This is a genomic window from Halovivax sp., from assembly GCA_007119345.1.
GTDB lineage: Archaea > Halobacteriota > Halobacteria > Halobacteriales > Natrialbaceae > Halovivax.
The window spans coordinates 1-12,668 of sequence record SKPV01000089.1; the positions used below are offsets into that span (position 1 = coordinate 1).

10 protein-coding genes are annotated in these 12,668 nt (G+C 69.8%); 7 read left to right on the plus strand and 3 right to left on the minus strand.

Annotated features, from left to right (window positions below; genetic code table 11):
- Together QZT59_RS06155 and QZT59_RS06160 are read right to left on the minus strand one after the other, a co-directional pair.
- Positions 1–359: HTH domain-containing protein (locus QZT59_RS06155; protein WP_343195726.1), on the minus strand; the 359-nt coding region annotated here is incomplete at its 3' end.
- Between the two features lie 199 nt (positions 360–558).
- Positions 559–2,901, minus strand: coding sequence for a twin-arginine translocase subunit TatC (locus QZT59_RS06160; RefSeq protein ID WP_290812853.1), 2,343 nt, complete (start codon positions 2,899–2,901; stop codon positions 559–561).
- A gap of 437 nt (positions 2,902–3,338) precedes the next feature.
- On the opposite strand from QZT59_RS06160, the gene QZT59_RS06165 reads away from it, so the two are divergent.
- From QZT59_RS06165 to QZT59_RS06175, 3 genes are all read left to right on the plus strand, one after another.
- Complete coding sequence (locus QZT59_RS06165) at positions 3,339–4,628, plus strand: twin-arginine translocase subunit TatC (protein WP_394348640.1); 1,290 nt, start codon at positions 3,339–3,341, stop codon at positions 4,626–4,628.
- 119 nt (positions 4,629–4,747) lie between these two features.
- Positions 4,748–5,311: a DUF6789 family protein gene (locus tag QZT59_RS06170; RefSeq protein ID WP_290812856.1), complete on the plus strand. Its 564-nt coding sequence runs from the start codon at positions 4,748–4,750 to the stop codon at positions 5,309–5,311.
- A gap of 131 nt (positions 5,312–5,442) precedes the next feature.
- Positions 5,443–6,912, plus strand: coding sequence for a regulatory P domain-containing protein (locus QZT59_RS06175; protein ID WP_290812859.1), 1,470 nt, complete (start codon positions 5,443–5,445; stop codon positions 6,910–6,912).
- A 139-nt stretch (positions 6,913–7,051) separates the two neighbouring features.
- Here QZT59_RS06175 and QZT59_RS06180 read toward each other — a convergent pair whose 3' ends face one another.
- Positions 7,052–7,276, minus strand: a complete 225-nt coding sequence (locus QZT59_RS06180; RefSeq protein WP_290812862.1) for a hypothetical protein — start codon at positions 7,274–7,276, stop codon at positions 7,052–7,054.
- On the opposite strand from QZT59_RS06180, the gene QZT59_RS06185 reads away from it, so the two are divergent.
- The 4 genes from QZT59_RS06185 to QZT59_RS06200 all read left to right on the plus strand — a co-directional run bounded on the left by QZT59_RS06185 (position 7,270) and on the right by QZT59_RS06200 (position 12,275).
- Positions 7,270–8,463 (plus strand): NAD-dependent epimerase/dehydratase family protein, encoded by a 1,194-nt coding sequence (locus tag QZT59_RS06185; RefSeq protein WP_290812864.1) that lies wholly within the window; start codon positions 7,270–7,272, stop codon positions 8,461–8,463. The two genes, QZT59_RS06180 and QZT59_RS06185, sit on opposite strands and share 7 nt — an antisense overlap.
- A gap of 61 nt (positions 8,464–8,524) precedes the next feature.
- Complete coding sequence (locus QZT59_RS06190) at positions 8,525–10,603, plus strand: helix-hairpin-helix domain-containing protein (protein WP_290812867.1); 2,079 nt, start codon at positions 8,525–8,527, stop codon at positions 10,601–10,603.
- Positions 10,604–10,893: 290 nt separating this feature from the next.
- Positions 10,894–11,061, plus strand: a complete 168-nt coding sequence (locus QZT59_RS06195; protein ID WP_290812870.1) for a hypothetical protein — start codon at positions 10,894–10,896, stop codon at positions 11,059–11,061.
- 83 nt (positions 11,062–11,144) lie between these two features.
- Complete coding sequence (locus tag QZT59_RS06200; RefSeq protein WP_290812873.1) at positions 11,145–12,275, plus strand: ORC1-type DNA replication protein; 1,131 nt, start codon at positions 11,145–11,147, stop codon at positions 12,273–12,275.
- The last annotated feature ends 393 nt before the right edge of the window (positions 12,276–12,668 follow it).

Genomic DNA, 12,668 nt, shown 5'->3' on the forward strand with positions numbered 1-12,668 from the left:
AGCGCGTCCCCGTCGTAGAGGGCGAGCGAGAGGACCGGCGTGACGAGGACGCGCTTCGTCGCGTCGTCGACCATCGACGAGCGGGTGCGGATCCGGAACGGCGGCCTGATCGAGAGGTCCCGCTCGGCCGCCCAGCCGTCGAACCGACGGAACTGCTCGACGACCTCGCTCTCCGGCCCGTCGGACTCGAGCGAGACGGCGTCGGGCCAGCTCCGCAGGACGAGCGCGCCGATCTCTCCGCGGCGCTCACACCCTCGGAGGGTCTCGATCTTTGCGTCGATCGGTTCGAGCAGTAACGGAGCGCGGACGATACAGGCGACGGTCAGGTCCTGTGGACGAGTCTGGTTGGCGGTGGTCATCGTATCCCAGTAAGTTGGGCTCACTACCTCGACCCATCGTATAAATCCCTCCGTAATCGCACGTTACCGAACCCCTACCCCGTATCGACGCCGCGCCCGCTCACGCGCCGTCACCGTCACGTCGCGCGTCGACGCTACGACGTCCGTCGGCCGCTTACTCGCCGTCACCGCTACGTCGCTTGTCGGCGCCGTCGACCGCTCACTCGCCGACGGCGCCGGGTTCCGGATCCGGCTCCGGCTCGGCGTGGGACTCGCCGCCCCCGCCGAACAGCCGCCCGCCCGCCGTCAACACGTACAGCACCGCCAGCCCGAGGAGGTAGGTGAGCACGAGCGGGATCGCGAAGACCAGCATCGTAAGCAGCCCGCGGGGGCTGACGACCGCGGCGAACGCGAAGATGCCGACGGTGACCGGCCGCCAGGCCCCGAGCATGGCCCGGTAGCTGACGATGTTGCCGACGTGGAACAGCGCCATCGTGACGACCACGTTCATCAGGAAGCCGACGCCGACGGTGGTGAAGATCACGAGCCAGAAGAAGCTCTTGATCCGGTAGGAGATCACCATGTCGTTGTTCACCGCGTCGGTGATGAGGTACGAGATCACCGCGGGAGCGATGTAGAAGAAGCCGACGACGGTCCCGAGGAGGAAGCCGACGAACAGCGCGCCGCCCCAGACGGCGAACACCCGCCGGTCGCCGCGGGCGAGGCCGCGCTCCTGGATGGCCGGCCAGGCCCAGTACAGCAAGAACGGGAGCACCGCGATGATCGCCAGCAGCGTCGAGACCTTCACGATGAAGATCAGCACCTCGACGGGGTGGAGCGCGATGACGAAGTCGAGTTGCTGGATGAGCTCCAGCGTCGACATGTCGTCGTCGATGGTCGCGTCGTTGCGTTCCGCGACGTCCTCCAGCACCGAGTCGGGAACCTGCCGGACGAACACCGCCAGCACGTAGCCGATGCCGCCCGTGTAGAGCCAGAAGAACGAGCCCGCCAGCACCGCCATGAAGATGCCGACGAGGTAGATCATCTTCGACGTGAGGCTGTCCACGATGAACGCGAGGTCGTAGGCGTAGCCGCCGATGTCCTCCTCGGTGGTCTCCTCCTCGGTGAACGGATCGAGCATCCCGGCGGCGGTGCTCGAAAAGAAGCCGCCGGACTCCTCCTCGACCGCGCCACCGGCGGCCGCGGCCCCGCCCGCGGACGCGCCGGCCGCCCCGTCCTCCGCGTCGTCATCGTCGAGCGCGGCGAGCGAGTCGAAGCGGTCGATGATCGCCTGGGCCTTCTCCCGGTCGTCGGCGTGCATCGACTCGCGGGCGATGTCCATCATCCGGTCTTCGCTCATGTTGTCGAAGACCGCCCGCGGGACCCGCTCGATGTCCGCCGCGTCGAGCACGTCGAAGTCGACGTCGTCGGGCGTCTCGGCCATCAGCAGCTGGCTCTCGCGGGGGTAGACGGGACCGCGAAGCACCTGGACGGTGAAGACGGCCAGGATCGCGACGCCGATCAGCGACGCCAGGATCAGCGCGGCCGCGACGACGCCGAGCGTGCCGTGATCCGTCACGAGCGCGTCCAGGAACGTCGGTTCGTCGGGCCAGAGGAAGCCCGGCATCTGCGGGCCGACCTCGGTCGCGAGCCACTCGCGCGCGCCGGCCCAGAGCGCCGCGGCGGCGAGCGCGAACGCGACGGTCACGACCCCCACGAATTGTCCCAGTCGGCGCTTCATCAGCGCCACGCCGCTGCCGATCTCGGCCGCACCCCGTCGCCTGATGTTGGCGACGAGTTTCGCCAGCCCGAGGCTGAAACCGTACAGCAGGACGAGCGGCATCGCCCACATGATCAGCGTGAACGGGTCCGGCGGCGAGAAGACGGCCCCGAACGCCGTCATCGCGACGACGGCGTGACGCCACTTGTCCCGGAACGTCTCGTAGGGGACGATCTCGGTGTAGGAGAGGACGCCCATGAAGAGCGGCAGCTGGGCGGCGAGGCCGAACGAGATCGTCAGCAGCGCGATGAACTCGGTGAACTCCGTGATCCCCCAGCTCGGTTTCACCCCGGCGCTGAAGGCGACGTCGCCGAGGAAGAAGAACGCGTACGGGAAGAAGACGACGTACGCGTAGAAGATGCCGATCCAGAAGAGCGAAAACGAGGCGAGCGCGAACGCCGCGAGGTACCACTTCGAGATGGGGACGGCGCTGCGCATCCCGCGGCGCTTGAGTGCGTCCCGCGAGTAGTAGAGCAAGGCCGGTATCGCGAAGATGACCCCGAACAGGAGCCCGATCTTCGCCTGCAACAGGATGACCTCGAACGGGGTCCGGGTGATGATGTCCGTCGCCGCGACGAGGTCGGGATCCATCCGAGCCGTCGCCGTCGCCTCGAGGAAGTCCCAGATCCAGATCCGGAGCAACCAGAACGTCCCCATGAAGCCGACGACGAAGACGATGAAGATCTTCTGGAGGTGATCCTGGGCGCTGGAGAGCATCGCGCCGAGGGTCTGCCGCCCGGAGTTGACGGCGCGGGCGGTGTCCTCGTCGACGACGGAACTCATAGACTAGCGGAGCGTACCTTTCTTCCAGTTATCAACCTTTCGAGTCAACCGGCACTCGGTCGCCGAACCGGGCCGCGCACCGATTCTCGCCGTCGTCTCGCCGACGTAAGAAAAAGGCCTATAACCCGGCCCGAGACTACATCACGTAGATGCCGGACGAGCGGGACGATCGAGCGGCCGCCGACGGCGACGAGGAGCCGCGGGACGACGCCGGCGAGCGGTCGACGGGTGACGACGACGAGCGACGGCTCGATCCCCCGACCGACGAGGGCGACGACGCCGACGGCGCGACCGGCCCGGCGACGCCGGACGGCGGCGATCCCGCCGACGGCGAACCGACCATCGGCGGCGACGGTCTCTCGTACGGTGAGGAAAGCGGCGAGGAAAACGGCGACGGCGCCGGCAACGCAGAAGTCGAGACGGACGATGCGGAAAGCGTGGACGACGAGGACGAAGCCGCCGATGATCAAGACGCTGACGCAGAAGACGCGGACGATCAAGACGCTGATGCAGAAGACGCGGACGATCAAGACGCTGACGCTGACGCCGACGACCAGGACGAAGACGCAGAAGCCGCCGACGATCAAGACGAAGACGCAGAAGCCGCCGACGATCAAGACGAAGAAGCAGAAGCCGCCGACGATCAAGACGAAGACGCAGAAGCCGCCGACGATCAAGACGAAGAAGCAGAAGCCGCCGACGATCAAGACGCTGACGCAGACGACGACGACCAAGACGCTGACGCAGACGACGAAGGCGAGACGGAGGATGCCGAAAGCGTAGACGAAGACGTGGACGACCCCGACGACGGTGGCCTCAAGCCGACCAACATGCACAAAGCCAACGTCCAGTCGGACATTCCCCGCGGGAAGCCGAAAAAGAAAGAACGGGCGTCGACGGCGTCGGAATCCGCATCGGACGCCGCCGAGGCGAAGGCGGCGGCCGAGACCGGGACCGGCACCCAGGAGCCGACGTACCCGGGCGAGGACGTCGGCGGCATCTCGACGCCCCCGGACGACGAGGAGATGCCCCTCGCCGACCACATCGAGGAGATGATCTCCCGGGTGGCGGTCGTGTTACTGTTCGGCGCCGCCGGCACGGCCATCGGCATCCTCTGGGCCTCGGACGCCATCGCCTTCATCTGGGCGGACGTCATCCCCGAGGCCGAGGAGTGGCCGCCCCACATCTACCACCCGCTCGAGCTGTGGCTGACCCGGATCAAGGTCGCCGCCCTGCTGGGGATCATGGTCGCGCTCCCGATGTTCGTCTACCAGTGTTACCTGTTCATGCGGCCGGGACTGTACCCCAACGAGCGCAAGTACTACCTCGCGGCGGTGCCGACGAGCGTCGTCCTGGCGGGCGTCGGCATGCTGTTCTCGTACCTGCTCGTCTTGCCACTCCTGTTCGAGTACTTCACCTTCTACTCGGAGGGCAGCGCCGAGATCCACTACGCCCTGGGCGAGACGTTCAACCTGGTGATCACCCTGACGGCCTTCCTCGCCATCGTCTTCCAGATCCCGCTGTTGATCATGATGGCGATCATGATGGGCGTCACCTCGCGGCGGTGGCTCGCCGAGAAGCGGCTGTACTTCTGGGCGGCGTTCGCCGGGCTGTCGTTCATGTTCACCTTCGATCCGACGATGATGGCGCCGGTCATCGTCGCGATCGTGATGATCCTCCTGTTCGAGGGGACGCTGGCGATCCTGAAGTGGGTCGGCGTCGACTGATCGAGTCCGCTCCGGCCGGTATCCGTCCCTCGCGACGGCGGTGACGGCGGCGCGTTCGCGCCCGTACCCCGCCCATACCGGCACCACCGTTACGTCGCCGGGCGGCGAACGTCCGCGGGATGGCAACCGCACTCGAGTGGGTTCGCGAACAGCGAGACGCGGAGGAGGAGACGGCGGCCGGCGAGCCGCCCGATCGACTGGCCCACGCCGCCCGCGCGAGCGTCCGCGGCCTCCAGGCGGGATTCGTCGCGACGCTCATCATGACCGCGTTCAGGCTCCCGATACTGCGCTCGCTGCCGCCGTCGGCGAACTTCTGGGCCCGCTACGGCGTCGGCAGCGACGATCCCGACGATCACACGGTCGCGGGATTGGTCCTCCACCTCGTCTACGGGACCACGGCGGGCGCGGTTTTCGGCGGACTGTTCGCGCTGCAGGACGCCGAGCGCGCGATCGAGGCCGAGCAGCGAGGCATCGTCTGGGGCGGCGTCTACGGGATGGTGCTCTCGGCGTTGGGCTCCCAGTTCATGCTGAAAGAGCTGCTCGACGTCCGGCTGGACGCGGACGAGCTCGCGCTCTTTCACGCCGCACACCTCGTCTACGGCGTCTCGCTGGGCGCCTGGGTCGGCTCTCGAACCGAGGGCGTCGAGGACCCGGACGAGGAGTACGATTACGAGAGCCCGTGATCGCCCCCGGACCCAAATCGCCAGGCGACGACCGAGACGGTCGGGATCGGCGCCACGCGAGCGTCGTCCGGCGATCCCCACCGTGTTCCGGGATGGCAAGGCTTACTTCGCGGTCTCAAGATGGCACGAACATGAAACGCCGCCGACTGCTGATCGGGTCCACCGCCGCGCTGTCCCTCCCGCTGGCCGGCTGTGCGGGAAGCGACGACGATTCCGACGACGACGCCGAGGGCGCCGAGGACGCCGACGACGGCACCGACGACGACCCCGACGATGACGCCGACGACGTCGAGGAGAACCTGGATCACGCCCGCTCCGGCGAGGGCGTCCCCGGCCGGATCGACCCGCTCGGCCACGCGCTCGCGGACGACTCCCCGTTCTACACGTTCGGCCACGTCAGTCCCGACGGCGAGTGGGGCGTGATGGGGAGCTTCCCGACGCCCCACAGCGACGTCGCCAGCACGCTCGTCGACCTCTCGGACCTGGCGGCCCCCGAAGTGTCCCACGAGCTCGACACCGCGTCGGCCGAGACGCGCACGAACGACGTCAAGTTCGACGCGCTCCGAGACGGCATCTACTACCGCTCCCAGGAGGGAGACCGAAGGGGCATCGAGGTCGTCGACTTCGGGCACGAGGAGGGGACACCGGACGATCCGGCGGTCGTCGTCGAGTTCGACGACGTCGACACCGGCGTCCACAAGCTCTCGACGCACCCCGAGGAGCCGGTGATCTACCTCGTCGACACGAATCCCCAGACCGACGTCGCGTTCGTCGTCGTCGACGTGAGCACCCCCGGGGCGCCGGAGGTGGTCGAGCGCGTCGGCCCGACCGGCTACTGCCACGACCTCGAGTACGATCCCGGCCGGAACGTGCTCCACGCCGCGATCATCGCCGGGCCCGACGCCGGGTACGTCACCTACGACGCGGACGACCCCTACGACCCCCGGGTGCTGGGTCACTTCGAGTACGCCGACCAGCCGGACTACGCGGAACTCGGCGAGCCTGGGTTCGAGCTGTGCCACCAGGCCGACTACGATCCCGAACGCGACCTGGCGGTGATCGGCGACGAGAAACAGGGAGGGATTCCCGGCGGCAAGCACGTCTTCGATCTCGGGTGGGACGAGGGCTCGCTCGAGGACCCCCAGCCCATCGGATTCACCCACTCGCCCGACGCCCGTCGGATGGAGCCCGACGAGACCTACTGGTGGACGACGCACTTCCACGACGTGGTACCGATGGATGAGGAAACCCTGCTCGTCGACGGGGGCTACCGCCAGGGGGCCTGGGTCTGTAACCTCACCGACCCGCGCGAGCCGACGCCGACCGAGCGCCTCGCCACCGTCGAGGGCGCGTCGGAGCTGCCCGGAGACGGCCGGAACGCCCTCGGACTGGCGTCGCCGCCGTTCGCGTGGGGCGCCGTCTACCACGAGGAGCGCGATTTCGTCTTCGTCAGCGACAGCCTCTCCGGCGCCTACACCGCCGAGCTCTCCGCCGAGGAGGCCCGCGGGGCGGAGGGACGCGGTCCCGACGGCCACTACGATCTGGACGCCATGCTGGAAGACGACCCGTCCGCCGTCGCCGACGGGAATCACGGCTTGTAAATCGGAGTTACCGACGGAGCCGTCACCGTGCCAGCCGGCATTCGCGACTGTGACGCCGATGATCGGAAGAGTGGTCCGGCGTACGCGAAGGTGCCGCCGGCGGCGACCGGGAGACCGGTTCCCGCTCTCGACGCTCGATTCAGCTACCGGCCGGCGTCGGCCGTCCGCCGCCTCGCAGCACCTTCACGACGCCCTGGGCGAGGAGACCGATGATCGCCCACTTCCAGGCGACGACGGCCACGCCGGCCAGGAGGAGCGCCCGCGTCCGGTTGCCCCGATCCATCGCGCGTTTCGCCTCCGAGAGGACCGAGACGACCGTCAGGGATCGAGTCGCTTTCGAGCCGAGGAACTTCGTGAGTGACATACCGGGTGGAGGGCCGTCCGCGGGATACCGGCTGGGCCGGGACGCGCAAGCCCGCGGTTTCCGATCGGGTGATCCGATCGCGGTCCGGCGCCGACGGCCCCGACGGGAGTCCGGGAGAGCGGATCGAATCGGGCGTACGGGCGGAGTATCGCGGATCGGATCGCGATCGGCCCGGGATCGATCCCGCGCTTTCAAGTGCGCTCGCGGGGGCCTTCCGATCGATGCAGGTCGGCGTCACCGGCGCCACGGGATTCATCGGATCGCACCTGACGCGACGACTCGCGGCGGCGGGCCACGAGGTGGTCGCGACCTCGCGCGGGGAGACCGCCCCGCCCGCGGACCTCGCGGAGCTGGACGGCGTCCGCGTCGTCGCGGCGCCCGTCGACGACGAGCCGGCGCTCCGGACGGCGTTCGCGGACGTCGACGTCGTCGCTCACCTCGCGGGGATTCCGTTCGAGCGCGGCCCGCAGACCTACCGGCGAGTCCACGTCCAGGGGACGCGGGCGGTCGCGAGCGCGGCCGAGGCCGCCGACGCGGACCGGCTCGTCCTGAGCAGCTTCCTGAAAGCCCGGCCGAACTGCGGGTCGGGCTACCACGAGTCGAAGTGGGTCGCGGAGGAACTCGTCCGCGGCGCCGACGTCGACCACGTCGTCTGCAAGATCGGGCTCACCTACGGCCCCGGCGACCACGTCCTGACGCAGGTCTCCCGAGCGCTGGCGACCGCCCCCGTCTTCGGCCTCGTCGGCTTCGGGGAGCGGCGGATGCGGCCGCTCGTCGTGGACGACCTGGTCGACGTGCTGGAAGTCGCACTCCTCGAGGACCGGTTGGCGGGGACGACCGTCCCCGTCGTCGGACCGGAGGAACTCGCGCTCGAAACGTTCGTGGGCCGGATCGGCCGGGTGATGGGGCGAGAGCCGATCACGGTGCCGGTGCCGGTCGTCGGCCATCGGATGCTGGCGCGCCTCCAGGAGGCGCTCCTGGAGACGCCGGCGACGGCGAGGGCGCAGGTGCGGATGCTCTCGGAGGGGCTGGTCGAGCCCGAACCGGCCGCCGTCTGCGACCCGCTTCCGGCCGATCTCGCGCCCGAGACGCCGTTCACCCGGGCGCAGATCGAGCGGGGCCTGCCCGAGGTCCGTCGGTTCGGGCTCCGGGACCTCCGCTGGGGGCCCGACGGCGGCCGTTCGTGACTCGCCCCCGACAGTTCGAGACACAACGTATTTTTTCCGACTCGTGCGTAACGACGGCCGAATGGAGCTCGAAGCGATCACGGGCGTCGGCGAGAAGACGGCGCGGGCGCTGGCCGAACTCGACGACCCCGAGCGGGCGCTGCGCGAGGGCGACGTGGCGGCGATCGCGCGGGCGCCGGGCATTCCCCCGGGCCGGGCCGCCCGCATCGCGCGCGCGGCGATTCGTGCCGAGCACGACGATCCCGGGGACTTCCTCGCGACCGATCGCGCGCGGGAGATCCACCGCGAGCTGCTGGTGCTCTTACAGGAGCGGGCCGTCACCGACTACGCGGCCCGCCGGCTCGAGACGTTCTACCCGAGCGGCCGGCGGTCGCGAATCGAGGAGGCCAGGGCGGTCGCCGAGGCGGCCCTGGAGCGCGAACCCGATCCCGCGGTGGCCGACGCGCTCGGGGCGGTCCGGCCCGTCTCCGAGCCCGGCGACGTCCGGGTCCGAGAGCGCTGTCTGGCGACGACCGACGCCGAGCGCTACTCCCGGGCCCGCGAGGCGTTCCCGGAACTCTCCGTCGAGGTGGTCGAGGACGCCCGCGGGCTGGCCGAGCTCGCCCGCGGCTACGCCACCGTGATCGCGATCGACGAGCGATTCGCCGGCGTCGACGTCGAGGGCGACGTTCGGGTTCGGCCGGACGCGTTCGACGACCCCGTCGAGGTCGTCCCCGAGCGCCCGCTGGCGTTCTTCTCGCACAACCGCGAGACGCTCCGGGCGGCCGTCGCCGTCCACCGGGCGGCCGACCTCGAGGCGCCCTGCGACCTCGACGCGCTCGAGCGGGGCCTCGAACGGCTGGGGGCGGACGGCGCCGTCGCCGGCGACGACGAACTCGACCGGCTCGAAGCGGCGCTCGACGAGCTGGACGCCGCTGTCGCCACCGCCGAGAGCGTCGCCAACGATCGCCTCCGGGAGGCGATCCAGGCCCGCGACGTCACCATCGAGGGGGCGGACCTGCTCTCGCTCGTCGAGCGGGGCGCCGGCGTCGACTCGCTGCTCTCCCGGGAGCTCGCCGACGAGTACGCCGCCGCCGTCGACGCCGCCCGCGAGCACCTCGTCGACGCCCTCGACCTCGACGCCGGCGAGGCCGAGGTCGCGGCGCGGGCGTTCGGCGACGAGCCGGCGTTCCCCGTCGCCCACGACGACGACGTGATCTCGCGACTGCGCGAGGAGCTCCGGACCGAGCGGGACCGGCGGGCGGCCGAGCGAAAGCGCGAGCTGGCCGCCGACCTGGCGGAGCTGCGCGAGGGCGCCGACGCGCTCGTCCGGCGGGCGCTCGAGCTGGACGTCGAGCTGGCGATCGCTCGCTTCGCCGCCGATTTCGACTGCGCGATGCCGACGTTCCGCTGGGAGGCGGGCGACGGATCGACCGCGGGCGGGACCGGCGCCGACGAGGGGGAGCCGGCCGGGGCGGAGCGGGTCGGCGTCGCGATCGAGGGCGGCCGCTCGCCGCTGCTCGACGAGCCGCCCGAGCGGATCGACCCCGTCGACTACGCGGTGACCGGCGTCCGGCTGCTTTCCGGGGTCAACAGCGGCGGGAAGACCTCCACGCTCGACCTGGTGGCGAGCGTGGTCGTCCTCGCGCACATGGGCCTGCCCGTTCCCGCCGAGCGCGTCGAACTGCGCCGGTTCGAGGACCTCCACTACCACGCCAAGACCCAGGGAACCCTCGACGCGGGCGCGTTCGAGGCCACCGTCAGGCAGTTCGCCGACCTCGCGACCGGCGGCGCGGGCAGCCTGGTGCTGGTCGACGAACTGGAGAGCATCACCGAGCCCGGCGCGAGCGCGAAGATCATCGCGGGGATCCTGGAAGCGCTCACGGAGCGCGACGCGACCGCCGTGTTCGTCTCCCACCTGGCCGGGGAGATCGGGGAGATGGCCGCCCACGACGTCCCCGTCGACGGCATCGAGGCGGTGGGACTCGTCGACGGCGAACTCGAGGTGAACCGCTCGCCCGTGGCGAACCACCTGGCGCGGTCGACGCCCGAGCTGATCGTCGAGAAGTTAGCCGGAGAGGCCGACGGGGGAGCGGTGAGTGCGGACGGCGGGGCGGACGCGGGCGGGTTCTACGAGCGGCTGCTGGAGAAGTTCGAGTGAGTCGGGGGCCGCTCGGCCGGCGGTCGTCCGGGCGATCGGCGGCCCCGTCGATCGACCGGAGGTCACGGCGGTCGGTCCTCGCCGCCGGACGGTTCGTCGGTCGCCCGTGCAGTGCTCGTCGGTCGCCCGTGCAGTGCTCGTCGGTCGCCCGTGCAGTGCTCGTCGGTCGCTCGTACAATGTTCGTCGGTCGCCCGTACGATGCTCGTCGGTCGTCCTCACCCGAACCGACGGACACTACCGGGGTGTGCAAGGACCGTCGCTTACCGTCCCGGACGCCCTGCGCTAGGACATGGCGTACCAATTCGAGTGCCCGCGGGACGACTGCACCTTCGAACTCCGGTGCGACGCCGGCGACGAGGCCCGCCGACTGGCCCGGGCGCACGCCCGGCTGTCCCACCACGGGCGGTTCGCGCCCGCCGATCTGGAGCGGTGGTTGCGGCGGGTGGAGGCCGCCTGAATCGACGGCGTCCGGCGAAGCGACCGCCCGGGAGGGGCGTAGCCAGCAAACACCTAAGTAGCTCCGAGAGCGAGGTGAAAGTGATGGCTGGGGACCCCGACGAGGGGATGCTGGGCTGGGACGAGTCGGTCTTTCGCAACGAACAGGTGTTCGAGATCGACTACGTTCCCGAGACCTTCAAGCACCGCGACTCGCAGATGCAGAGCCTCATCTACGCCCTGCGTCCGGCGGTGCGGGGCTCGCGGCCGCTGAACGTGATGGTCCGGGGCCCGCCGGGGACCGGCAAGACGACGGCGATCCAGAAGCTCTACGACGAGATCGGAGCCCAGACCCGGGACGTGCGGACGATCCGGGTCAACTGCCAGGTGAACGCCACCCGGTACTCGGTCTTTTCCAGGCTGTTCGAGGGAACGTTCGACTACGAGCCGCCCTCCTCGGGGATCTCGTTCAAGAAGCTGTTCGGCCAGATCGCCGAGCAGCTCGTCGAGGACGACCGCGTGCTGGTGGTCGCGCTCGACGACGTCAACTACCTCTTCTACGAGAACGAGGCCTCGGACACGCTGTACTCGCTGCTGCGCGCCCACGAGGAGCACCCCGGCGCCAAGATCGGCGTCATCGTCGTCTCCTCCGATCCCACCCTCGAGGTGGTCGACGAGCTCGACGCCCGCGTCCAGAGCGTCTTCCGGCCCGAGGACGTCTACTTTCCCGTCTACGGCCAGCGCGAGATCGTCGACATCCTCCGCGAGCGGGTCGACCGCGGCTTCCACGACGGCGTCGTCTCCGCGCCGATCCTCGACCGGGTGGCGGAACTCACCGCCGAGAGCGGCGACCTCCGGGTCGGGATCGACCTCTTCAAGCGCGCCGGACTGAACGCCGAGATGCGCGGCAGCCGGACCATCTCCGCCGAGGACGTCGAGAAGGCCTACGAGACCTCCAAGTACATCAGCCTCTCGCGGAGCCTCCGTGGGCTGTCGGACACCGAACGCGCGCTCGTGCGGGTGATCGCCGAGCACGACGGCGAACAGGCCGGCGAGGTCTACGAGGCGTTCCGCGAGGAGACCGACCTCGGCTACACGCGCTACTCGGAGATCGTCAACAAACTCGACCAGCTGGACCTGATCGACGCCGACTACGCGGACATCGACGGTCGCGGTCGATCGCGGTCGCTCTCGCTGGCCTACGAGACCGACGCGGTGTTAGAGCGCCTGGAGTGAGCCGACCGAGCGCGGCCGAACCGCGGACGGACGCCGTCTCGCTGCGACCGAGCGCGACCGCACTGTGACCGGGGCCCGTGCTCATTGGTTGCACTGACCAGAAGGCTCATTACCGCACGGGCGGAAGTGGCCGAACGGCCCTGGAGGCTCCACGCGTTGCCCGTCAACCCCGCCCGCGTGGGTTCCAGCGGCTGAAACGATTTCACGAAGGCTCATTGGGATCGGTCTCACGACCGGTCCTTTCTCGTTTCACCCCGACCCGAGCGTCAGGACCCCGCGAGCGCGCGCCAGTCGTCGACCAGTTCGAGCACGACGGCTTCGAGGAGCTGCTCGCCGAGACGGACGCCGACGTGGACGTGACCGATCGGACGCCGACGTGGACGTGACCGATCG